Below are 21,841 nucleotides of genomic sequence, written 5' to 3'. Positions count from 1 at the left end.
CACCGGCCCCGATCGGCCACGAAGGGAACTCACGTGCGCTCCATCCTCGTCCTGCTGTCCTTCCTCACCAGCACGGCCACCGCGCTGGCGCTGGTCCCGGCCGTCCCGGCCGGAGCCGCGGGCGGCAGCGCCCACGGTGGTGACCAGGGCGGGGACCGCGGCCGGGTGGCGATCGCGCGACCGGCCGTGCCGCGCACCGCGCCCGTGCCGCTGGCCCCGCAGGCCTCGCCGCGCGCCGCCCTCGACACGGCGGGCCGGATCCTCCAGGGCGACACCCGCACCGGCGACCCGTCGGCCACCGTCGCCCTGCGCGACCTGTGGCTGGCCCGCCCCGACCTCACCGGCGCCGACGCGGCCGAGGCCGAGGCGATCCTGGCCCGCCCCACCGACGGTCCCGACGACCCCTTCGGCAACGGCTACAGCGTCCCCGCGGAGAAGACCTGCGGCGCCCACGTGTGCGTCCACTACGTCGCCTCGACGGCCGACGCCACGCCTGGACTCGCCTGGATCGACCTGACGCTGGCGACCCTGGAGAACACCTACGCCCGCGAGGTGGGCGAGCTCGGCTACCGCGCCCCGCTCGGCGACGGCACCCACGGCGGGGACAGCAAGCTCGACGTCTACCTCAAGGACCTCGGCACCGGCCTCTACGGCTACTGCGCGGCGGAGTACCGCAAGAAGGGCCGCACCGCGAGCGGCTTCTGCGTCCTCGACAACGACTACTCCCCCACCCAGTTCCCGTCCGGCACCTCACCCCAGGACAACCTCACCGTCACCGCCGCTCACGAGTTCTTCCACGCCGTGCAGTACGCCTACGACTACGCCGAGGACCCCTGGATGATGGAGTCCACCGCCACCTGGATGGAGGAGCGGGTCGCCGACGACATCGACGACAACCGCCAGTACCTCCCCTACAGCCAGCTCCAGGCGCCGTACGTGCCCCTCGACGCGTTCAGCTCGACGTACGGCTTCCAGTACGGCAACTGGATCTTCTGGGAGTACCTCTCCCAGACCTACTCCCAGGGCATCGTCAAGAAGGCGTGGCGGGCCGCGGCCAGCCCGAGGAAGGGCGGCGGGCGCTACTCGGTGCAGGCCGTGCAGTCCGTGCTGAAGGCGAAGGGCGGGCTGACCCAGGTGTACGCCGACTTCGCGGCCGCCAACACCATGCCCGGCCTCGTCTACGAGGAGGGCACGGCCTACACCGGGGCCCCGCGGGCGGGCGAGGCGACGCTCACCAAGGCCTCGCGGTCGTGGTCGAAGCGGGCCGAGGTGGACCACCTCGCCGGCGACTCCGTGCGGGTCCAGCCCGGGGCGGACCTCAGCGGCGGGAAGTGGCGCCTGCGGGTGCGGGTCGACGGTCCCTCGCGCGCCGCCTCCCCCGCGGCGACCGTGCTGGTCCACAAGGCCGACGGCACCGTGACGAGGATGCGGGTGCGCCTCGACGGCAGGGGCCGGGGCAGCACCCTGGCGCCGTTCAGCGCGGCGAAGGTCAGCGCCGTGACGGTCTCCTTCGCCAACGCCTCGACGCGCTACCGCTGCAACCAGAAGACGTCGCTGGCCTGCTCCGGGAGCTCGCGCGACGACAACGAGAAGTTCACGGTCCGCACCACCGCGACCAAGAAGCACGCGCGTCGCGGCTGAGGGACCTCAGGCGCCCTCGGCGCACAGCGCGTCCAGGGCCCGCTCGCAGTGGGCGACCAGGGCCTCAAGGGCGAGCCCTCGGTCCTCGCGGGGGCTGGCACTCCAGGTGAGCGCCCGGTCCTCGACGTAGGCCCACCAGGCGTGCACGACCTCGTGCAGCCCGGGGTCGAGGTCGAGGGCCGCGACCACCCGGTCGGTCGACACCGACCGGACGCTCTCGTGCACCTCGGCCAGTCGCGGGTCGGCGACCCCGCTGCCGTGCACCAGCGTCAGGTAGAACGCCCGACGCCGGTCGATCTGCTCGATCATCGCGGTGAGGATCGCGCGCACCTGCGCCGCGCCGTCCGCGCCCTCGGGCGGCGCGGTGTTGCGCAGGATGCGACGCCCGGCGGCGGCGATGCAGGCGAGGTAGAAGTCGGTCTTGGTCGGGAAGTAGTGGAACAGCAGCCCGCGCGAGATCCCCGCCTCGGCGGCCACCTGGTCCATCGACAGGTCCTGGATGGGGGTGTCGATGATCTGCGCGAGGCCGATGCCGACGAGCTGGCGACGCCGGTCCTCGGCGCTGAGCCGGCGGCGTACGGGATCGGACACGCTATTGAGCATTGCTCAACAGTGTGCGTAGGGTCAACCCATGGACTTCTCCCTCTCCCCCCGGGCCGCCGACCTCCAGCAGCGCGTGCGTGACTTCATCGCCGCCGAGGTGGAGCCGATCGAGGCCGACGTGCATGCCGGCGTCACGCAGCGACGCGAGAGCGGCGGGGACAGCTGGACCCCCGACCCCCGCATCCCCGCGCTCCAGGCCAAGGCCCGCGAGCAGGGCCTGTGGAACCTCTTCCTGCCGGGCGAGCACGCCGGTCGGTACGCCGCGGACTTCGGCACCGACGGCGGCGAGGGGCTCAGCAACGTCGACTACGCGCCGCTGGCCGAGGCGATGGGCGGCTCGTTCCTCGCCCCGCTCGTCTTCAACTGCAACGCCCCCGACACCGGCAACATGGAGGTGCTGCTGCGCTACGGCACCGACGAGCAGCGCGCCACGTGGCTGGAGCCGCTGCTGCGCGGGGAGATCCGCAGCGCGTTCTGCATGACCGAGCCCGGCGTCGCCTCCTCCGACGCCACCAACATGGCCGCCACCGCGGTCGTCGACGGCGACGAGGTGGTCGTCAACGGCACCAAGTGGTGGTCCACGGGGGTCGGCAACCCGGACTGCAGGATCCTGGTCTTCATGGGGCTCACCAACCCCGACGCCGACCGGCACTCGCGCCACACCATGGTGCTGGTCCCTCGCGACGCCCCGGGCGTGAAGGTCGAGCGGATGCTCTCGACGATGGGCTACTACGACGAGCCGCTCGGGCACGGCGAGGTGTCCTTCGACGACGTCCGCGTCCCGGTGGGCAACATCCTGCTCGGCGAGGGCCGCGCGTTCGAGATCGCCCAGGGCCGCCTCGGCCCCGGTCGCGTACACCACTGCATGCGCGCCATCGGGCTGGCCGAGAAGGCCCTCGAGCTCGCCTGCCGGCGGGCCTCCACGCGCACCGCCTTCGGCAAGCCGCTGGCCAGCCTCGGCGGCAACCGCGAGCGCATCGCCGAGGCCCGGATCGCGATCAACCGCTCCCGGATGCTCGTCCTGCACGCCGCCTGGCTGCTCGACCAGGGCCTGTCGGCCGAGGCGGTCTCCGCGGTCAGCGAGATCAAGGTCGAGGTGCCGCGGATGGCCCTCGACGTCATCGACATGGCCATCCAGCTGCACGGCGGCGCCGGGATGAGCGACGACTTCCCGCTCGCGGCGGCGTACGTCGGGGCGCGCACGCTACGCCTGGCCGACGGGCCCGACGAGGTGCACCGCAACGTGGTGGCCAAGATCGAGCTGGGCAAGTACCGATGAGCACCCCACGAAATTGCTCGCTGCACTCGCACTTCCGCGGGGACCCCGCATGAACCGCAAGGTCCTGGTCACCGGGGCCGCGTCCGGCCTGGGCGCCGCGCTGGTGGCCGCCTTCCGCGAGCGCGGCGACGAGGTGCTGGCCACCGACCGGGTGGCCGCCGAGGGCATCGACCTGGTCCTCGACATCACCTCCGACGACGACTGGAACCGCGCCGTCGAGGCCGTCGAGCAGCGCTGGGGCGGGCTCGACGTGCTCGTCAACAACGCCGGCGTCGCCGGCGGCGGCCGCATCGACCGCTGCACGATCGAGGAGTGGCGCCAGATCACCGAGGTCAACCTCTTCGGCGTGGTCCGCGGCGTGCAGGCCTTCACCCCGATGCTCAAGGCCCAGGGCTCCGGGCACCTGGTCAACGTGGCCTCGCTGGCCGGCCTCGTGCACCCGGCCGGGATGGGCTCCTACAACGCGACCAAGGCGGCCGTGGTCGCCTTCACCGAGACCTGCGGCCACGAGCTGGCGGGCTTCGGGATCCGCGCGAGCGCCGTGTGCCCGTCGTACTTCCGCACCAACCTGATGAGCTCGATGCAGGGCAGCGACACCGCCCTCGGCGAGATCGTGCGCGGGCTCGTCGAGCGCTCCCCGATCACCGCCGAGCAGGTCGCCGCGGCGGTCCTGGCCGGGATGGACGCCGGCGACGACGTGATCGTGCCCGACGAGCCGGCCCGGCAGGCGTACTTCCTCAAGTGGGCCGACCGCCCGGCGTACGACCAGGTGATGCGCGCCCAGGCGGCCAAGCTGGCCCTTCGAGACGCCTCGTCCCTCGGCTCCTCAGGACCCGGAGATGAGTAGCCCAGTCGCCGGCGCCAGGCCGGTCCGCGAGGAGGACGCGTTCGACGTCGAGGCGGTGGCGTCCTGGCTGCGCACCCACGCCGCCGACGCGACCGGGCTCGACACCACCCCCGAGGTCCGCCAGTTCTCCGGCGGGGCCTCCAACCTCACCTACCTGCTGCGCTACCCCACTCGGGACCTCGTGCTGCGCCGGGCGCCGGTCGGGACCAAGGCGCGCGGTGCGCACGACATGCACCGCGAGTTCGCGATCCAGACCGCACTCGCGCCGGTCTTCGCCTACGTCGCCCCGATGGTCGCCTTCTGCGACGACCCGTCGGTGATCGGTGCCGACTTCTACGCGATGGAGCGCATCGACGGGGTGATCCCGCGCAGCGAGTGGCCACCCGACGTACCCCTCCCGGCCGAGCAGGCGCGCGCGCTGTGCCTGCGGGCCGTCGACGTGCTCGTCGAGCTGCACAGCGTGGATGCCGACGCCGCCGGCCTCACCGACCTCGGCAAGGGCACCGGCTACGTGCGCCGGCAGGTCGAGGGCTGGTCCGTGCGCTACCGCAACGCACGCACCGACGACGTCCCCGACTACGAGGACGTGATGGCCTGGCTGGCCGAGCACCAGCCCGAGGACGTCGCGACCTGCGTGATCCACAACGACTACAAGCTCGACAACCTCGTGCTGTCCCGCGACGACGTGACCCGGGTGGTCGGCGTGCTCGACTGGGAGATGGCCACCCTGGGCGACCCGCTCATGGACCTGGCCGGCTCGATGGCCTACTGGGTCGAGGCGGGCGACGACGACGGCTGGCAGATGATGCGGCGGGTGCCCACGCACCTGCCCGGGATGCTGACCCGCGACGAGTTCGTGGCGCGCTACTGCGAGCGGATGGGGCTCTCGGTCACGCCCGAGCAGTGGCGCTTCTACGAGGTCTTCGGGCTCTTCCGGCTGGCCGTGATCGCCCAGCAGATCTACTACCGCTTCGTCGCCGGGCAGACCACCAACGAGGTCTACGGCCTCTTCGGCGAGGCCGTGCGCATGGTCGGCACCCGGGTCGACGGGCTGATCGCGCAGTGATCGTCGAGGAGAGCGCGCAGTGAGCCAGGTCCTTCTGGTCCGGCACGGCCAGGCGTCCTGGGGGGCCGAGGACTACGACGTGCTGTCCGGGCGCGGGGTCGAGCAGTCGGCCGTCCTCGGAGCCGCCCTCGCCGCACGCGGCCTCGAGCCCACCGTCCTGGTCGCGGGCGCGATGCGTCGCCACCACCAGACCGCGAGCGCGGCCGTCGAGGCGGCCGGCTGGGACGTCGAGGTGACCACCGACGAGGGGTGGAACGAGTTCGACCACCTCCAGGTCCTCTCCCGCCACCCGGCTCCCGAGGGCGTCGACGTGATGTCGAGCCCGAGCGTCTTCCAGCACTGGTTCGCCGAGGCCACCACCCGCTGGACCGGGGGTGCGTACGACGACGACTACACCGAGCCGTTCGCCTCCTTCACCGCCCGGGTCGAGGGCGCCCTGGCGCGCGCCGCGGCCTCCGTCGCCGGTGGCGGCACCGCCGTCGTCTTCACCAGCGGCGGGCCGATGGGCTGGGCGGCCGCCTCGGCGCTGGGCGGCGACGCCGCCCTGTGGCTGCGCCTCAACGCGGTCACCGTCAACACCGGCGTCACCAAGCTGGTCAACGGCAGCCGCGGCCTCACGCTGCTCACCGTCAACGAGCACTCGCACCTGCCCCCCGACGCCGTCACCTACCGATAGGACCCCCATGTCGACCATCCTCATCACCGGCGCCTCGTCGGGCCTCGGCGCCGAGATGGCCCGCCAGTTCGCAGCCCTGGGGCACGACCTGGCGCTGTGCGCGCGGCGTACGGACCGCCTCGAGACGCTGCGCGAGGAGATCGCCGCCGCCCACCCCGGCGTACGCGTGGAGGTCCTCGCCCTCGACGTCACCGACCACGACGCCGTCTTCCGGGTGTTCGGCGAGTTCCGCGACGCCTTCGGCACCCTGGACCGGGTGGTCGTCAACGCCGGCCTCGGCAAGGGCCAGCCCCTGGGCACCGGCCGCTTCGACGCCAACCGGGAGACCGCGACGACCAACGTCCTCGGGGCCCTCGCGCAGACCGAGGCGGCCGCCGAGATCTTCCGCGCCCAGGACTCCGGCCACCTCGTGATGATCTCGTCCATCTCGGCCATGCGCGGGATGCCGGGCAACATCACGACGTACGCCGCGTCCAAGGCCGCCGTCGCCCACCTCGCGGAGGGCTTCCGGGCCGACGTGATGGGCACCCCCATCAAGGTGACCGTGCTCTACCCCGGCTTCATCGTCTCGGAGATGTCGGCCACCTCGAAGGCCACGCCCATGGTCGCCTCGACCGAGCGCGGCGTGCGCTCGATGGTCGCGGCCATCGAGAAGGAGAAGGCGTCCGCCCGCGTGCCCGGCTGGCCGTGGGAGCCGGTGGGCTTCGCGCTCAAGCACCTGCCGCTCCCCCTCGCCCGTCGCCTCATGGGCTGAGCGGACTGCCGCCACCCCCGCCGGGTAGTTGGGGACGACGCTCAGCCCCGCGCCGCGACCCGACCCGACGACGTCAGCCGCCACTCGCCGTCCTCGCGCTCGACGAGCCCCATCCGCTCGAACTCCACCAGCCAGCCCTCCATCGGCCACCGGCCCCAGCGCCGGCGGAACAGGGCGCCGTTGTGGAGGATGTCGGCGAGGTGCTGCACCGGCGGGGAGGACGTCTCGTGGTGCTGGTGGTAGGCGCGCGCACCCCCGAGCCACCCCATCGTGAGGCCCGCCGAGGTGGCGGTGGCGGCGAAGTCGGTGTCCTCGGCGCCGTAGCCGACGTAGCTCTCGCAGAAGCCGCCGGCACGTCGCCAGCCCTCGACGTGCACCGCGAAGGACAGCGACCAGAAGAGGTCGGGGTCGCCGCCGAGCACGCGCTCGCCGGGGGCCGGGGCGGGCCGCGAGGGGTGCGGGTCGTCGAGGGCGTCGAGCCCGTCGAGGGGGTACCCGCGCCTCCCCGCCGGAGGCAGGTAGGTGACCGGCCCCGACCAGAGCACGTCGGGGCGGTCGCGGGCGGCGTCGGCGTACTCCTGCACGAGCGCGGGACCGGCCAGGCAGTCGACGTCGAGGAAGACGAGCACGTCCGCCCCGTGCGCCACGGCCCGGGCGGCGGCCGCGTTGCGGGCGGCGGCCAGCGGCAGCAGGCCTCCCCGCACGGGCAGCTCGACGACGTCGGGCGTGGGCGGGGCGGCCGGGTGCCACGCCACCACCGATCGATCCCCCATGGCGGCCACGACGTAGTGCTCGGGTGCCTGACCCCGGGCCAGGCTGGCGTGCTGGGCGCGCAGGTGGGCCGACCGGCCGTGGACGATGGTCACGACCGCGACGCTCACGGGACCACCTCCGCGCCGGAGCCGGCCGCCACGGCGTGCACGACCCCGACGAAGCGGTGCACCGCCCGCCCGTCGCACCACGTCGCCCACTGCTCGCCGTCGAGCGCCGCCGCGCGCTCCAGGCGCGCTCCCCAGGACCCCTCGGGCCACTGGTCGTGCACCACCACGGGCCACCCGCCACGGGCCAGCACCCCGGCCGTGGTGCGCTGCTCGTCGTGCGGGCGGTCCTGCGGGACGACGACGGCCGGCCGCCGGGCGGCGGCGACCTCGGCGAGGGCGTTCTGGCCGGCGTGGGTGACGATGACGTCGGCGTCGCGCAGGGCCGCCGTCGGGTCGTCCACCCAGGTGCCCGAGGGTCCCCCGAGCACCTGCCACTCCCAGCCCGGGGCAGAGGCCCGGGCCAGCTCCAGCGCGTCGGGGGTGGGGCCTCCCCCGCCCGATCCGTTGAGCACGACCACGCGTCGTACGCCGTCCTCGTGGCGGCGGCCCGCGAGCTCGTCGGGGCCGAAGCGGGACAGCGCCCCGAGGCACCGCAGTCGGGCGGCGTCCGCGGGGGCCAGGCCGCGGACCATCCCGCGGGCCGACTCGGGCCAGAAGGACACCAGCTCGCTGGAGAGCCCGAGGCCGGCGCGGTGGGGAGCGTCGCCACGATCGCCCGGCAGCACGACCGACACCACGGGCACGCCGTGCAGGCGGGCGAGCATCGCCACCTCCACCGACACGTCCGAGACGAGCACCGACGGGCGGTGCTCGGCGATCCAGGCCGAGACGGCGGCCATCCGGCACCGCAGCCCCTCGTCGTCGAGGGGCGCCCAGTGCAGCTGGCCCCGCGCGGAGACCTCCCGGGGACCGGGGTCGGTGTCGTCGCGCGCGAGCTGGACCCACTCTCCGGTCCACGCCGCGGGACGCGGCAGCGACGACAGCCCGACGACGGGCATCCGGCACGCGTCGGCGAGCACGAGCGCGCGGTGCAGGTGACCGTGGCCGTGGTGGTGGACGTAGTAGCCGATCACGCGGCCTCCCGCGGGCTCTCGAGCGCCTGGCGGTAGACCTGTTCGTAGGAGTCGACCATCCGCTCCAGCGAGCAGTGCTCCACGGCCGTGCGGCGCACGACGTCCCGGTCCATCCCGGCGGCGGTCACCATGGCGCGGGCGAGCGCGGCGGGATCGTGCGGGTCGGCCAGCACGCCACCGCCCCCGAGGACGACCTCGCGCATCGCTCCCCGGTCGAGGGCCGCGACGGGCGTCCCGCAGGCCATCGCCTCGGCGGCCACCAGTCCGTAGGGCTCCTCCCAGTCGGGGGTCACGACGGCCACCCGGGCGCTCCCCACGAGCGCGCAGAGCGCCCGCTGGTCGAGGTGACCGACGTGGCGCACGTCGTCGCCCAGCCGGGGACGGACCTCGCGTGCGACGTACTCCTCGTCCAGCAGCGGCCCCGCGAGCAGCAGGGGCATCCCCGCGCGACGGGCCGCGTCGATGGCCAGGTGCGGTGCCTTCTCGGGGACGAGGCGGCCGCTCCAGACCGCGGGCCCGCCGCCGGGTCCGGCCACCCACCGGTCGGTGTCGACGCCGTTGAGGATCGCCTGACTCACGACCGTCCCGCGCCAAGCCTCGGCCGTGCACCGGCTGACGGCGACGAAGACTGCGCGGGGCGACACGTGGGCCATCGCGGACCGCAGCCACGGCGTCGGCGGGGTGTGCAGGGAGGTCACCATGGGGATGCGCAGGACGTCGGCCATGGCCACCGGGAGGTGGTGGATGCTGTTGTTGTGGATCACGTCGAAGCGTTCGTGGCCCCGGCGCATCAGCTCGAGCATCAGGCCCTGGTAGGCGTGGTGCTCCTGCATCCACCAGTGCGGCGGGTACGACGTGTCCGAGCGCTCCCCCGTGCCGGGCTCGAGCTGCTCCACCGCGAGCTCCTCGACCCCCAGGGTGGGGTCCGAGCCGGGCGCCGCGAAGAGGGTCACCTCGTGGCCCCGCTCCGAGAGCCGCCGCGCCAGCGCGTGGGTGTGCGCCTCCAGCCCGCCGGCGAAGGGCTCCCGGATGGGGAACCGGCTGGAGCCGATGATGCAGATCCGCATCGGCCTCATCGAAGCAGCCGCCGGTAGAGCTCGAGGTGGGACGCGGCGACGTCCTCGCGCTGGCGGCGCCGGGCGTCCAGGTCGGCAGGCGGCGGTGGGTCGGTGCGGGCCGTGAGCAGCGCCTCGCGCAGCGAGCCGGCGTCGTACCGGTGCTCGTCCATGCGGTAGGTCAGGACCGGCCCCTGGTCGGCGTAGAAGCCGCAGTCGGGCGCGACGACGGTGGTCCCCAGGTCGCGGCAGGCCTCCAGCCATCCCGAGTGCGTGCCGAAGCGGTAGGGCAGCACCGAGACGTCGAGCCCGGCCAGGTAGTCCCACAGGTCGTCGTCGGACAGGTAGTCGTGGACGTGCAGGTCCAGGTCGCCGCGCTGCTGCGCGCCCCGGAGGTACGCCGCCAGCTCGGCGTCGCGGCGCGTCCCGCCCTCGTCGAGGACGTCACGGTGGCCGTTGACCAGCAGCCGGGCGTCCGGCAGCGCGCGGACCTGCTCGACCAGGGCGGGCAGGATCGCGAGCGGGTCCATGCTGGCGCGCAGGCTCTTGACGTGCAGCCCCACGGTCCATGGCCCGCCGGCGGGCCGGTCCCGCAGGGTGCGCGCCGTGTCCAGGTCCACCACGTGGGGGTGGGGCAGGACGAGCGCCTCGACTCCCCACCGGCGGGCGATCTGCTCGGCGGCGCCGGAGGTCAGGGTGATGACCGCGTCGGCGGCCGGCACCAGGACGTCGAGCTGGGCGTCGTGCTCGCGCCGGTCGGCGTGGTGGGGGTTGCGCAGGTCGTGCACGGTGACCACGAGCGGGATCCCGCGGCGGCGCAGCACCGCGACCAGCTCGCGGAGCCCGTCGGGGGTGCAGGTGTCGAAGCCGAACTGGACGTGGAAGACGTCGATGTCCGCGGTCGCCGCCCACTCCGGGCGCAGCATCACCGGGGGCCACCAGCGCTGCTCGGCGGAGCGTCGCGGGTCGTCGGGGTCCGGGTCGCGCAGCCGCTCGACGGCGTCCACTCCGTCGGCCGGCGACAGGTGCCGGACGTAGACATGACCGGAGGGCACGCTCGCGACCCGCAGCCGTTCGCTGCCGGACCGGGCGTCCCTCCCCAGGGCCTCCCTCGTGATGCTCACGTCAGGGGACGTACCCCCTGCGGCGCACCCATGCGCCGGCACCACCCCTAGGGACAGCGCCGACGCGGGCGACCGGTCAGCGGTCGCGGCCCTCCAGCGCCTCGGTCAGCAGGCCGACGAGCGCCTCGAGCTGGACGTCGACGGACGAGGCGACCTCGTCGGCCCCGTCGAGGGCGCGGGCGGCCAGCCCGGCCTTGCTGTCGATGAGCTCGGCGATCTTGGAGTCGATCGTCTGCGCGGCGATGATGCGCCACGCCGTGACCGGCTCGGACTGGCCGATGCGGTGGATGCGGTCGATGGCCTGCGTCTGCTCGGCGTCGGTCCACGAGAGCTCCGCGAGCACCATGTTGGAGGCGACCTGCAGGTTGAGCCCGACACCGGCCGCGGTGAGCGAGCAGACGATGATCGAGGTCTCGGGGTCGTTGGTGAACGACTCGATGGCCGCGGCCCGGGCCTTCGCGCTCTGGTCGCCGCGGATGGACACGTAGCTGATCCCGCGCCGGGCGAAGCTCTCCTCGGCCTCGTCCATCACGTCCACGTGCTTGGCGAAGAAGACGACCTTGCCGACGCTGCGGGCCAGCTGGGCGGTGTAGTCGGCGGCGAGACCGGCCTTGGCCCGGCCGATGCGGCGCATCATGGAGAAGACGTTCTCGCCATCCTTGGCGGCCTCCATGTCCTCGCGCTCCCACTTGGCGACGCGGCGTACGAGGTCGAGGTCGATGCCGTCGACGACCGCGCCGGACGTGCGCGCCTCCAGCGCGGCGTCGTACCGGGAGACGAGGCGGCGGGCGAGCTCGCGCTCGGCCTCGCGGATCGAGCGGCCCTCGGCGCCCTCGAGCTCGACCGGGAGGTCGGCCACCCGGCGGGCCGGGATGTCGGCGGCCACGTCGATCTTCTTGCGGCGCACGATGCCCATGTCGATGACCGAGCGGCGGGCGTTGGGGTAGAAGCCGGGCTCGCCCGGCATCAGGCCGGTGTCCTCGAGCTTGTTCATCAGCTCGGCCAGCGGCTTCTGGTCGTCGATCCAGCCCAGGAACTGCCAGATCGCGCGGAAGTCCTCGATGTCGTTGATCAACGGGGTGCCGGTGAGGGCCATCAGCAGCGGTCGCGCGACGCGGGCGCGCAGGCGCTGGGAGAGCTCGAGCACGTGCTGGCTGCGCTGGGAGGACTTGTTCTTGATGAAGTGCGCCTCGTCGACCACCATCCCGCGGAAGCCGTGGTCGCCGAGCCAGCCGACGTGCCGGTCGAGCACCTCGTAGTTGACCACCACGATGTCGGCGAACCCGTCGACGTCCTCGCCGTCGCCGTGGATCACGGTGACGGTGCGGTGCGGGGTCCACAGGCTGACCTCGTGGGCCCAGTTGGCCTTGACGACGTTGGGCACCACGCACAGCAGCGGGTAGGCGTCGGCGGCCTGCGCGGCCATCAGGGCCTGCGCGGTCTTGCCGAGGCCGGGCTCGTCGGCGAGCAGGAAGGTGCGGTGGCCCTGCGCGGCCGCGGCGACCAGCTGCTTCTGGTGGGGCATCAGGGCGACGCCCGGGACCCGGGCCGCGTCGGGCTCCGGGAGCCGCATGCAGGCGGACGCGCCGCCGCCGACGTACTCGAAGGACTTGAAGAGCGGCTCGAGCAGCTCCCAGTTGGCCAGCCGGCGCGCCTGGAACCGGTTGAGCTCGGCCGCGGAGAAGTCGGGCACGAGGAACGGGTTGGCCAGCTGGCGGGCGATGACCGACTGGGGCACGACGCGACGCGGCGACGAGGTCGCTGCGGTGTCCGGCTTGGGGGGCTCGACCTCCTCGGGTGCGTCGATGCCGGCCTGCTTGAGCATCTGCCGGCGCAGCGCGCGGGCGCCGTCGGAGATCTCGGCGTCCTCGGCGAGCAGCTGCAGCAGCGAGGTGTCGCGGGCGGCGGTCTTGGCCAGGATCGTGGCGATGCCGTCGAGGCGCTTGAGCTGCTCGCCCCGGCGTCCCTCGGCGATCTCGGTGTCGGCGTTGATCCGCGAGCGCTCCTCACGGACCAGCAGCGCGACCACCTGGAAGGTGGCCCGGCCGTGGGGCATCACCTTGCCGCGCTCGGCCGCCTGCTCGACCTCGCGCACGGCGCGGGCGAGCACCGGGATGATGCCCTCGTTGTCCAGCCGCTTGACCTTGGTGCCGCCACCCCGTTGCCGGGACTGGCGCTGTGCGGTCTGGCGTCGGCCTCGCTGAGCCACTCACGTCCTCCTCGGATGCCCGGCGCGCGTACGCCGGACCCGTCATCGCACGCTCTCTGCCGGTGCGACGCTGCCTCCCCCGGGGCGGTGCGATGGTGACAGAACGTCACGCGTCGCACGCGAATGCGGGGGCTCTACCACCCGGATCTGGCTCGACCGAGCGGCGGAGTGCCTCCCATGCTACCTCCGCCCCCGGCGATTGCCCGCACCGGCGAGCCACGACGCCGGTGGTAAAGAATCGCCGTGACCGGTCCAGTCATGCGCCCGGGGTGCTGGTGCGCGCGCGGGACGGCCGTGATCCTTGCCGGATGAAGGTCCACCACCTCAACTGCGGCACCCTGCGCCCACGCCTCACGCCCGAGCTGGTCTGCCACGTCCTGCTCGTCGAGACCCCCACGGGGCTGGTCCTCGTCGACTCGGGCTTCGGCCTCGAGGACGTCCGCGACCCGGCGGGCCGGCTGGGACCGTCCCGGCGCCTGGTCCGGCCGCTGCTCGACCCCGACGAGACCGCCGTGCGCCAGGTGGAGGGGCTGGGCTTCTCACCGCGGGACGTGACCGCGATCGTGCTCACCCACTTCGACGCCGACCACGTGGGTGGGCTGGCCGACTTCCCGGGCGCCGCCGTGCACCTGACCTCCAACGAGCTCGGCGCCGCGCTCGCGCCCCGGACGCGGCTCGAGCGCAACCGCTACCGGGCGGCACAGCGGGCCCACGCCCCGACGCTCATCGAGCACTCCCCCGCCGCCGGGGACGCCTGGTGGGGCTTCACCGCGCTCGAGCTGGAGGGCATCGCCCCGGGCATCGTGCTGATCGCGCTGCCGGGCCACACCCGCGGGCACGCGGCGGTCGCGGTCGACGCCGGGGACCACTGGGTGCTCCACGCGGGGGACGCGTTCTACCACCGCGGCCAGGTCGACGGCTCAGGTTCCGCGCCGGCCACGCTGCGGACCATGGAGCGCTCGGTGGCCCACGACCGGGCGATGGTGCGGGCCAACCACGAGCGGCTCGCCGAGCTGTACGGCGGGCGCGAGCCGGGGGTCCTGCTCGTCAACTCCCACGACCCGGCCCTGCTCGAGCAGGCCCAGCTGGCGGGCGGCGGACGACACGCGCGGCGTACCTGACCCGCCGGCTGCATGTAACGCTCCGTCACTGCGACTCCAACCCCCATCGGTGGGGGGTGAAGCAGGTGTAACGGCGCGTTACATGCGGCGGGGCCCTGGCCGTCACCCCTGGCCGGGCGGCAGCGGCAGGCCGAAGGCCTGCGCCATGTCCGGTGCCGTGGCCGCCTGCCGCAGGGCCGGGACCCCCAGCACCTGGTCGTAGAGCCGCGTGAGGCTGTAGTGGGTGAGGGGGGTGCTCACCACGTGTCCCTCCTGGCTGGGGTGCACCACGATCGTCAGCACGAGGTTGTCCTGGCGGTGGTCGTCCTCGTCGGCCGTGATCACGATCGCCAGACGTCCCGCGGCGAAGTCCGGGCCGTCCATCGCCGCCCGCACGTGGTCGGCGATCCAGGCGTCGGCGCCGGCCAGGTCGCACCCCTCGTCGTGGGCGTCGTGGCACAGGTCGGGCACCACGAGTCCGGCGTCGGGCAGGTCGCCCGAGGCCGCGTCCGCGGCGAAGTCGTCGAGGGGTACGTCGAGGCGCTCGCAGAGGTCGCGCTCGTCGACGAAGTAGGCCCAGGGGTTGTGCCTCACCGCGTAGCGCTCGCCGTCCGTCCCGAGGGCGCACGGGCCGGGCATCCCCTCGGCGTACACCTTCGCGGTCCTGCCCGCCCCCATGGCCTGGCCGAAGACCGAGGCCCCGTGGATGACGTGCGCGGTCGGCGGGTCGTCGTCGGCCACCCCGAACGTGTCCCCGCCCGCCATGGCGAGGTAGTTGGGCAGCGACGGGTGCGTCAGTGCGCGGTAGTCCGTCGCGTAGCCGTAGCGCTCGGCCAGGCCGAAGGCCTCGGGCATCTGGCTGCGCATCTCGTCCTGCGAGTGGTTCTCCACCACGAGGACGAGCAACTTGGTCACCGGGCCGCGGGGGTCGGCGCTCGGCGTCGCGGGTGCCCCGGCGGCCGGGACCGGCTCCTGCGCGGCCCGCTGGCAGCCGCCCAGCACGAGGGTGGCGAGCAGGGCGCAGGCCAGGAGGCGTCGGGACACCACATCAGCTCCTCGACCGGACGGTGGGGCACTGCCCATGGTGACGCGTCACCCCGCGATCGTGGGCGTCGCGGGGTGACGCGGTCAGGTTCCTGTCAGGTGGCTGGCAGGTGGCCAGCAGGTCGACCGGCCGCGGGCGGCCTCAGGCCTCCGGGGCGACCCGCACCAGCAGCTTGCCCACGTTGCGCCCGACGAGCAGGCCGCGGAACGCCTCCGGCGCGGCCTCGAGGCCCTCGACGACGTCCTCGCGGTAGCGCACCGAGCCGTCGGCGACCCACCCGGTCATCTCGCGCAGGAAGTCCTCGTGGTGCTCAGCCACGAACTCGTCCTGGATGAAGCCGCGGACAGTGAGGCTGAGCGCCAGCACCCTGCCCATGAAGGCCGGCAGCTGGTCGGGTCCCTCGGGCGCGGCCGTCGCGTTGTAGCCCGCCACCAGGCCGCACACCGGGATCCGGGCGAAGCGGTTGAGGCGCCGGGTGACCGCCGCGGCGACGTCGCCGCCGACGTTCTCGAAGTAGACGTCGATGCCGTCCGGGGTCGCGGCCGCGAGGTCGTCGGCGAAGGTCGGGGACCGGTGGTCCACGGCGGCGTCGAAGCCGTAGTCCTCGACGAGGATGCGGCACTTCTCCGCACCGCCCGCGATGCCGACCGCACGGGCGCCCTTGACCTTGGCGATCTGGCCCACGGCCGAGCCGACCGGGCCGGCGGCCGCGGCGGTGACCACCGTCTCGCCGGGCTGCGGACGGCCCAGCACGAGCAGGCCGGCGTACGCCGTGAAGCCGGGCATGCCGAGCACGCCCAGCGCCGTGCTGACCGGCGCGGCCGCGGGGTCGAGGCGACGGGTCTGGCGCGCGTCGACCACGGCGTGGGTCTGCCAGCCGGCGAAGGCGAGCACGACGTCGCCGACCTGCCGGGACTCTGCCCGCGACTCGACGACCTCGCACACGGTGCCGCCGAGCATCACGTCGCCGATCTCGAGCGGGGCGGCGTACGACTTGGCGGCGCTCATCCGGCCGCGCATGTAGGGGTCGAGGGAGAGGTAGAGGGTGCGGAGCAGCACCTGGCCCTCGGCGAGCTCGGGGAGCTCCTCGGTGGTGACCTCGAAGTCGCTGTCGGCCGGCTCCCCGACCGGTCGGGCGGCGAGGCGGATCTGGGTCGATGTCGTCATGGTCCCCATTCAAGCCCCGGGGTGGACGTGCCACGATCGGGGGGTCCGGTTGCCGACCCAGGAGGAACCATGGCCCCCAAGATCGCCACCAACACCCGCGTCGAGCGCGACGAGCTGCTGGACTTCGTGCGTCCGCGGCACCGGATGGTCCTCATCACCCGACGTGGCGACGGCAGCCCCCAGGCCTCCCCGGTCACCGGCGGCGTCGACGACTCGGGCCGCATCGTCATCTCCAGCTACCCCCAGCGCGCGAAGACGCGCAACGCCCGCAGTCGTCCCGAGGTGAGCGTCGTGGTCGTCTCCGACGAGTGGGACGACCCCTGGGTGCAGGTGGACGGCACCGCGGAGGTCATCGACGCGGTCGACGACGTCGAGCCCTTCGTCGAGTACTTCCGCAACATCGCCGGCGAGCACTCCGACTGGGACGAGTACCGCCAGGCCATGCGCGACCAGGGCAAGTCCCTCATCCGGATCACCCCCGCGTCCTGGGGCCCGGTCGCCACGGGCGGCTTCCCGCCCGGGTCCGCACGCGGCTGAGGCGGTCGACGCCTCAGGTCACCGGCTTCCCCTGGATGGCGGTGATGGCGATCGTGTAGACGATGTCCTCGACGAGCGCGCCGCGCGACAGGTCGTTGACCGGCTTGGCCAGCCCCTGGAGCATCGGTCCGATCGAGATCACGTCGGCGCTGCGCTGCACGGCCTTGTACGTCGTGTTGCCGGTGTTGAGGTCGGGGAAGACGAAGACGTTGGCCCGGCCCGCCACCGGGCTGTCCGGGGCCTTGCTGCGTGCCACCGAGGCGATGGCGGCGGCGTCGTACTGCAGGGGGCCGTCGACGAGGAGGTCGGGCTCGCGCTCGCGGACCAGGCGCGTCGCCTCGGTCACCTTGGCGACGTCCGCGCCCGACCCGGACGTGCCGGTGCTGAAGCTGATCATCGCGACGCGCGGCTCGATGCCGAACCGGCGGGCGGAGGCCGCGCTCTGCACCGCGATGTCGGCGAGCTGCTGGGCGTCCGGGTCGGGGTTGACCGCGCAGTCGCCGTAGATGACCACCTCGTCGGGCAGGCACATGAAGAACACCGACGAGACCAGGCGCGCGCCGGGTGCCGGACCGAGGAGCTGCAGGGCGGGACGCAGGGTGGCGGCGGTGGTGTGCACCGCGCCGGCGACCATGCCGTCCACCTCGTCGAGCCGCAGCATCATGGTGCCGAGGGTGATCGGGTCGTCGAGCTGGTTGCGGGCGATGTCGCGGGTCATGCCCTTGTGGCGCCGGGCGTCGACGAGCGCGTCGACGTACCGGTCGGCGACCAGCGCGGGGTCGATCACCTCGATGCCCGCGGGCAGGGTGAGGCCCTGGGCCTCGGCCTGGACGGCGACCTCGTCCGGGGCGCCGAGCAGCACGCACCGCGCGATGCCCATGTGGTGGGCGGTCACCGCGGCCCGGATCGTGCGCGGCTCGGTGCCCTCGGGAAGCACGATCCGCCGGTCGGCCTCGCGGGCCTGGGTGGCGAGGCGGCGCCGGAAGGCCGGCGGGCTCAGCCGCGGCACGTGGTCGGGGGTGGGCAGGGTGTCCAGCCAGCCGGGGTCGAGCGCGTCGGCGACCGCGGCCATCACCAGGCCGGCCCGCTCCCCGTCGTCGATCGGCACCTCGCGGTCCATGTCGTGCACGGTGGTGGCCGTCTCGTAGCTGTTGCGCTCGGTCAGCAGGACGGGCAGCCCGGTGGCGGCCGCGCCGCGGCACAGCTCCCACACACGCGGGTCCGGCTCCACGCCCAGGGTGAGGAGGAGCCCGGCGAAGCGCGTGCCGTTCATCGCGGCCAGGCAGGCGGACAGGATGATCTCGTCCCGGTCCCCCGGCACGATCAGCAGCAGGCCCTCCCGCAGCAGGGGCAGGATGCCCGGCACCGCCTGCGCGCCGACGATGACGTCCTTGACGCGGCGGTCCAGCTCGCCCTCGTTGAGCACCCGGACGTCGAGCCCGTGGACCGCGTCGGAGACCCGCGGCCAGCCCAGCTCGGGCCGGTAGGGCACCGCCCCGACCAGCGCGAGGTCGCGCCGGGCCAGCAGCACCCGGATCTCGGCGAGGCGGTCCGGCGTCAGGTCGGGGACGCGGTTGACCACCGCGCCGACGATCCGGCGGCGCTCCCCGCCCTGGTAGGTCCGAGCCGTGATCTCCATCGTCTCGGCGAGGTGCTCGAGGTCGTCGGGCTGCTCGGGCGCACCCACCAGGAGCACGTCGGCGTCGAGCGCCTTGGCCAGCGCGACGTTCGTGCGCCCGGCGTAGACCAGGCCCGAGCCGGGGACCAGCCCCTCGACGACCACGACGTCGTGCTCGGCGACGAGCGGCTCCGCCGCTGCGACCACGTCCTCCAGCAGCGCGTCGAGCTCGTTGCGCGACAGGGCCTGCTCCACACGGGTGGCCGAGATCGGCTCGGGAGGTCGCAGGGTGGAGGTGAGCCGGACCAGGGCGGTGGAGCGGTCCTGGTCGGCACCGCGCGCCCGCGGCTGGGCCAGCGGCTTGTAGAAGCCCACCGAGACCCCCTGCCGCTCCAGGGCGTGCACCAGCCCGAGGCAGGTGGCGGTCAGCCCCACGCCGTGGCTGGTGGGGGCGACGAGCAGCGTGCGGGTCATCGGACGGGCTCCCCGACGGCCTGCGCGGCCAGGTGTGCGGTGTCGCGGGCGATGAGGAGCTCCTCGTCGGTGGGTACGACGAGTGCCACCGGGTGGTCCTCCCGGCTCACCCGCCCGCTGGTCCCCCGTCCGTGCTCGGCGTTGGCGGACGGGTCCTCGTGCAGCCCCAGCACGCCGAGGTGCGACAGGATGCCGCGGCGCACCTCCGCGGAGTGCTCGCCGATGCCGCCCGTGAGGACGACGGCGTCGAGCCCGCCGAGCGCGACGGCGAGCGCCCCGACCGCCTTGGCCGCGCGGTAGCAGAACACGTCGACCGCCAGCCGGGCGTCCGGCGAGCCCTGCTCCGCGGCCTCGCACACGGTGCGCATGTCGTTGCTGATCCCGGACAGGGCCAGCAGCCCGCTGCGGGTGTTGAGCGCGTCGACCACGCCCTCCACGTCCAGGTCGAGGCGACGCGCGACGTAGCCGAGCAGACCCGGGTCGACGTCCCCGCTGCGGGTGCCCATGACGAGCCCCTCGAGCGGGGTCAGCCCCATGGTGGTGTCGATGGACTCCCCGCCCCGGACGGCGGCCGCGCTGCACCCGTTGCCCAGGTGCAGGACCACCAGCCGGAGGTCCTCGACGTCACGGCCCAGCACCTCGGCCGCGCGGGCGCTGACGAAGCGGTGGCTGGTGCCGTGGAAGCCGTAGCGCCGCACGTGGTGCTCGTCGTACCAGTCCCGCGGGACCGCGTAGCGGTAGGCGACCGGCGGCATCGTCTGGTGGAAGGCCGTGTCGAAGACCGCCACCTGGGCGAGACCGGGCAGCGCGTCCCGCGCGGTCTCGATGCCGAGCAGGTTGGCGGGCATGTGGAGCGGGGCGAGGTCGACGAGCGAGTGGAGGTCGGCGAGGATCGCGTCGTCCACGGCGACCGAGGCGCTGAAGCGGCTGCCGCCGTGCACCACCCGGTGCCCCACCCCCACCAGCGAGTCACGTTCCCCGTCGTCGAGCGAGGCCATGAGGTGGGTCAGGGCGCCGCGCGACGACGGGTCCTCGGGGACGCTGGTGTCCTCGACGCCGTCACGACACAGGTGCACCGTCGCCCCGCTGGTCCCGACCCGCTCGGCGAGGCCGGTCACCCGGCGCTCGCCGGAGGCAGGGTCCACGAGCGCGAGCTTGACCGACGAGCTGCCGCAGTTGAGGACCAGCACCCACTCCGCGCCCATGCGGGGCTCCCCTCGTCTCGGTGGCCCGGGGCGCTGCCGCGCGACGGGCACCGCCAACGTACCGACACCGCGCGCCGATGGCGACGCGCAGCGCCCTGCCCCGCCGCCGGTGCGGAGGTCCGCCCCCCCGGGGACCTTGGGCCCTGACGGGAGCGGGACGCACGCGATGTGCTGGGGCGGAGAGGGTCTGGTGGTCGCGATGTCGGAGACGGGTACGGCGGGGCGTCGGCGCCTCGTGTGGGTGGCCGCCGGCGCGGCGGTCGCCACGGAGGCCGCCCTCGTGCACCTCGGGCGCACCTACGGCTCGACCCTGGCCGAGCGACGTGCGTGGCTGCCCGGCGACGAGGTCGTCCTCGACCCGTGCGTCCAGACCGACCACGCCATCACCATCGACGCTCCCCCGTCCGCCGTCTGGCCGTGGCTGCTGCAGATGGGCTGGGGCCGCGCCGGCTGGTACAGCGCTCGCTGGGTGGACGTGCTCCTGTTCCCGGCCAACGGACCGAGCGCGGACCGGATCGACCCCGCGCTCCAGGACGTGTCGGTCGGGACCTTCATCCCCGACGGGCCGCCCGGGACCGGCTGCGGGTTCACCGTGGAGGCGCTGGAGCCGGGGACCGCCCTGGTCCTCCGCTCCACCAGCCACCTGCCCCGGAACATGCGGGACCGGGCCAGGCTCGACTGGACGTGGGCGTTCGTGGTGCGCCCCAAGGACGGGGGACGGCGCACGCGGTTCCACTTCCGGTCGCGCTGGGTGACCAGTCCCTGGTGGATGACCCTCGGCGGACGGTTCCTGGTCGTCCCCGCCGACTTCGTCATGGCCCGCGACATGCTCCGCGGCGTGCGGACGCGGGCGGAGGGCCGGGGCTGACGACCCCTCAGGCCGTAGGCCGGGCGGCGGTGGCGCGACCGGCAAGGTCCCCGGCGCCCGCTCAGCGGGGGCGCGTGAGTCGCACGACCTCGGGAGGGAGCCCCCACTCGTCACGGCCGAGCCGGGAGACCGGCTGGAGGTGCTCCATCGCCGGGTGGCCGTCCACCAGTGCGTCCGTGCGCACGGTCGTGGCCACGACGTTGCCGAGCACCAGGGTGGAGTCCCCCAGCTCGACGGTCGAGTGCAGGGTGCACTCGAGCGAGGCGGGCGAGGCGACGACCCGGGGCGGCGCGACGAGCAGGCTCGGCTCGGTCTCGATGTCGAGGGCTCCCGCCTCGTCGACGTCGGGGTCGAAGCCGGCCGACGAGGCGTTGACGAGGTCCATCAGCGGGCGCGAGGCCACGTTGACCACGAACTCCCCCGTCGCCCGGACGTTGGCGAGGGTGTCCTTGTCGCCCACCGAGGTGAACTGCACGATCGGCGGGTTGGCGCACGAGACCGTGAAGAACGAGTGCGGTGCGAGGTTGCCGATGCCCTCGGCGGACAGGGTGGACACCCACGCGATCGGCCGCGGCACCACCAGGGCGGTCAGCAGTCGGTAGACGTTCACGTCCGGGTCGTCGGAGCGGAGGACGGTACGACGGGAGTCCATGTCCCCAGTGTCCCGACGGGTCGCGCG

General features: G+C 73.9%; 20 protein-coding genes. 9 read left to right on the top strand and 11 right to left on the bottom strand.

The features are described 5' to 3' along the window. Positions 1-33 precede the first annotated feature (33 nt). Complete coding sequence (locus tag ASG94_RS20220) at positions 34-1,641, top strand: MXAN_6640 family putative metalloprotease (protein ID WP_056928296.1); 1,608 nt, start codon at positions 34-36, stop codon at positions 1,639-1,641. A gap of 6 nt (positions 1,642-1,647) precedes the next feature. Here the strand turns inward: ASG94_RS20220 and ASG94_RS20215 are convergent, their stop codons facing one another. Next, positions 1,648-2,244, bottom strand: a complete 597-nt coding sequence (locus ASG94_RS20215) for a TetR/AcrR family transcriptional regulator (protein ID WP_056928295.1) — start codon at positions 2,242-2,244, stop codon at positions 1,648-1,650. Positions 2,245-2,272: 28 nt separating this feature from the next. Between ASG94_RS20215 and ASG94_RS20210 the strand changes: the two genes are divergently transcribed. Genes ASG94_RS20210 through ASG94_RS20190 form a run of 5 tightly spaced genes read left to right on the top strand, consistent with a single transcriptional unit; the run spans position 2,273 to position 6,866 of the window. After that, positions 2,273-3,523 carry an acyl-CoA dehydrogenase family protein gene (locus ASG94_RS20210; protein ID WP_056928294.1) on the top strand — a complete coding sequence of 417 codons (1,251 nt, stop codon included), beginning with the start codon at positions 2,273-2,275 and terminating at the stop codon, positions 3,521-3,523. A gap of 49 nt (positions 3,524-3,572) precedes the next feature. Then, complete coding sequence (locus ASG94_RS20205; protein WP_056928293.1) at positions 3,573-4,370, top strand: SDR family NAD(P)-dependent oxidoreductase; 798 nt, start codon at positions 3,573-3,575, stop codon at positions 4,368-4,370. Further along, positions 4,363-5,436: a phosphotransferase family protein gene (locus ASG94_RS20200; protein ID WP_056928292.1), complete on the top strand. Its 1,074-nt coding sequence runs from the start codon at positions 4,363-4,365 to the stop codon at positions 5,434-5,436. Before ASG94_RS20205 ends, ASG94_RS20200 begins: the two co-directional genes overlap by 8 nt. 19 nt (positions 5,437-5,455) lie before the next feature. Beyond that, positions 5,456-6,112, top strand: a complete 657-nt coding sequence (locus ASG94_RS20195) for a histidine phosphatase family protein (protein ID WP_056928291.1) — start codon at positions 5,456-5,458, stop codon at positions 6,110-6,112. Between the two features lie 7 nt (positions 6,113-6,119). Continuing rightward, positions 6,120-6,866, top strand: coding sequence for an SDR family oxidoreductase (locus ASG94_RS20190; RefSeq protein WP_056928290.1), 747 nt, complete (start codon positions 6,120-6,122; stop codon positions 6,864-6,866). Positions 6,867-6,907: 41 nt separating this feature from the next. Here the strand turns inward: ASG94_RS20190 and ASG94_RS20185 are convergent, their stop codons facing one another. From ASG94_RS20185 to ASG94_RS20165, 5 genes are all read right to left on the bottom strand, one after another. After that, the gene (locus tag ASG94_RS20185) at positions 6,908-7,747 is read right to left on the bottom strand and encodes a glycosyltransferase family 2 protein (RefSeq protein WP_056928289.1); all 840 of its coding nucleotides are present in this window, start codon (positions 7,745-7,747) and stop codon (positions 6,908-6,910) included. Beyond that, positions 7,744-8,760, bottom strand: a complete 1,017-nt coding sequence (locus ASG94_RS20180) for a glycosyltransferase (RefSeq protein ID WP_056928288.1) — start codon at positions 8,758-8,760, stop codon at positions 7,744-7,746. The genes ASG94_RS20185 and ASG94_RS20180 overlap by 4 nt, the downstream gene beginning before the upstream one ends. Next, the gene (locus tag ASG94_RS20175; protein ID WP_235537348.1) at positions 8,757-9,827 is read right to left on the bottom strand and encodes a glycosyltransferase; all 1,071 of its coding nucleotides are present in this window, start codon (positions 9,825-9,827) and stop codon (positions 8,757-8,759) included. Before ASG94_RS20175 ends, ASG94_RS20180 begins: the two co-directional genes overlap by 4 nt. Before the next feature lie 5 nt (positions 9,828-9,832). Further along, positions 9,833-10,939 (bottom strand): glycosyltransferase, encoded by a 1,107-nt coding sequence (locus ASG94_RS20170; protein WP_235537347.1) that lies wholly within the window; start codon positions 10,937-10,939, stop codon positions 9,833-9,835. Between the two features lie 76 nt (positions 10,940-11,015). Next, the gene (locus tag ASG94_RS20165; protein WP_056928286.1) at positions 11,016-13,148 is read right to left on the bottom strand and encodes a DEAD/DEAH box helicase; all 2,133 of its coding nucleotides are present in this window, start codon (positions 13,146-13,148) and stop codon (positions 11,016-11,018) included. 308 nt (positions 13,149-13,456) lie between these two features. On the opposite strand from ASG94_RS20165, the gene ASG94_RS20160 reads away from it, so the two are divergent. Continuing rightward, positions 13,457-14,269, top strand: coding sequence for an MBL fold metallo-hydrolase (locus ASG94_RS20160; RefSeq protein WP_056928285.1), 813 nt, complete (start codon positions 13,457-13,459; stop codon positions 14,267-14,269). A 102-nt stretch (positions 14,270-14,371) separates the two neighbouring features. Here the strand turns inward: ASG94_RS20160 and ASG94_RS20155 are convergent, their stop codons facing one another. Together ASG94_RS20155 and ASG94_RS20150 are read right to left on the bottom strand one after the other, a co-directional pair. Next, entirely contained in the window at positions 14,372-15,292 is a 921-nt protein-coding gene (locus ASG94_RS20155; RefSeq protein WP_235537346.1) for an alkaline phosphatase family protein, read from the bottom strand. 142 nt (positions 15,293-15,434) lie between these two features. After that, the gene (locus tag ASG94_RS20150; protein WP_200958212.1) at positions 15,435-16,460 is read right to left on the bottom strand and encodes an NADP-dependent oxidoreductase; all 1,026 of its coding nucleotides are present in this window, start codon (positions 16,458-16,460) and stop codon (positions 15,435-15,437) included. A 69-nt stretch (positions 16,461-16,529) separates the two neighbouring features. Here ASG94_RS20150 and ASG94_RS20145 point away from each other — a divergent pair, with 69 nt between their 5' ends. Continuing rightward, a complete protein-coding gene (locus tag ASG94_RS20145; RefSeq protein ID WP_056928282.1) occupies positions 16,530-16,997 on the top strand; it encodes a PPOX class F420-dependent oxidoreductase in 468 nt (155 codons plus the stop codon). A 13-nt stretch (positions 16,998-17,010) separates the two neighbouring features. On the opposite strand, the gene pta is transcribed toward ASG94_RS20145, so the two are convergent. Next, positions 17,011-19,089: a phosphate acetyltransferase gene (gene pta, locus ASG94_RS20140; protein WP_056928281.1), complete on the bottom strand. Its 2,079-nt coding sequence runs from the start codon at positions 19,087-19,089 to the stop codon at positions 17,011-17,013. Next, complete coding sequence (locus ASG94_RS20135) at positions 19,086-20,294, bottom strand: acetate/propionate family kinase (RefSeq protein WP_056928280.1); 1,209 nt, start codon at positions 20,292-20,294, stop codon at positions 19,086-19,088. The genes pta and ASG94_RS20135 overlap by 4 nt, the downstream gene beginning before the upstream one ends. Positions 20,295-20,493: 199 nt before the next feature. On the opposite strand from ASG94_RS20135, the gene ASG94_RS20130 reads away from it, so the two are divergent. After that, a complete protein-coding gene (locus ASG94_RS20130) occupies positions 20,494-21,162 on the top strand; it encodes a hypothetical protein (protein WP_235537345.1) in 669 nt (222 codons plus the stop codon). Between the two features lie 61 nt (positions 21,163-21,223). Here the strand turns inward: ASG94_RS20130 and ASG94_RS20125 are convergent, their stop codons facing one another. Next, complete coding sequence (locus ASG94_RS20125) at positions 21,224-21,814, bottom strand: flavin reductase family protein (protein ID WP_056928278.1); 591 nt, start codon at positions 21,812-21,814, stop codon at positions 21,224-21,226. Between the last annotated feature and the right edge of the window lie 27 nt (positions 21,815-21,841).

The sequence above is a fragment of the Nocardioides sp. Soil805 genome (genome assembly GCF_001429625.1).
GTDB lineage: Bacteria > Actinomycetota > Actinomycetes > Propionibacteriales > Nocardioidaceae > Nocardioides.
Note: the sequence above shows the minus strand (reverse complement) of the source record. Positions and strands in the feature narration are given on the sequence as shown.

Bases quoted from the DNA above. Each gene is read 5' to 3' on its own strand.
- ASG94_RS20125 (WP_056928278.1), bottom strand. From the start codon at position 21,814: ATGGACTCCCGTCGTACCGTCCTCCGCTCCGACGACCCGGACGTGAAC.
- ASG94_RS20215 (WP_056928295.1), bottom strand. From the start codon at position 2,244: ATGCTCAATAGCGTGTCCGATCCCGTACGCCGCCGGCTCAGCGCCGAG.
- ASG94_RS20130 (WP_235537345.1), top strand. From the start codon at position 20,494: ATGTCGGAGACGGGTACGGCGGGGCGTCGGCGCCTCGTGTGGGTGGCC.
- ASG94_RS20210 (WP_056928294.1), top strand. From the start codon at position 2,273: ATGGACTTCTCCCTCTCCCCCCGGGCCGCCGACCTCCAGCAGCGCGTG.
- ASG94_RS20160 (WP_056928285.1), top strand. From the start codon at position 13,457: ATGAAGGTCCACCACCTCAACTGCGGCACCCTGCGCCCACGCCTCACG.
- ASG94_RS20205 (WP_056928293.1), top strand. From the start codon at position 3,573: ATGAACCGCAAGGTCCTGGTCACCGGGGCCGCGTCCGGCCTGGGCGCC.
- ASG94_RS20190 (WP_056928290.1), top strand. From the start codon at position 6,120: ATGTCGACCATCCTCATCACCGGCGCCTCGTCGGGCCTCGGCGCCGAG.
- pta (WP_056928281.1), bottom strand. From the start codon at position 19,089: ATGACCCGCACGCTGCTCGTCGCCCCCACCAGCCACGGCGTGGGGCTG.
- ASG94_RS20150 (WP_200958212.1), bottom strand. From the start codon at position 16,460: ATGACGACATCGACCCAGATCCGCCTCGCCGCCCGACCGGTCGGGGAG.
- ASG94_RS20175 (WP_235537348.1), bottom strand. From the start codon at position 9,827: ATGCGGATCTGCATCATCGGCTCCAGCCGGTTCCCCATCCGGGAGCCC.
- ASG94_RS20145 (WP_056928282.1), top strand. From the start codon at position 16,530: ATGGCCCCCAAGATCGCCACCAACACCCGCGTCGAGCGCGACGAGCTG.
- ASG94_RS20200 (WP_056928292.1), top strand. From the start codon at position 4,363: ATGAGTAGCCCAGTCGCCGGCGCCAGGCCGGTCCGCGAGGAGGACGCG.
- ASG94_RS20135 (WP_056928280.1), bottom strand. From the start codon at position 20,294: ATGGGCGCGGAGTGGGTGCTGGTCCTCAACTGCGGCAGCTCGTCGGTC.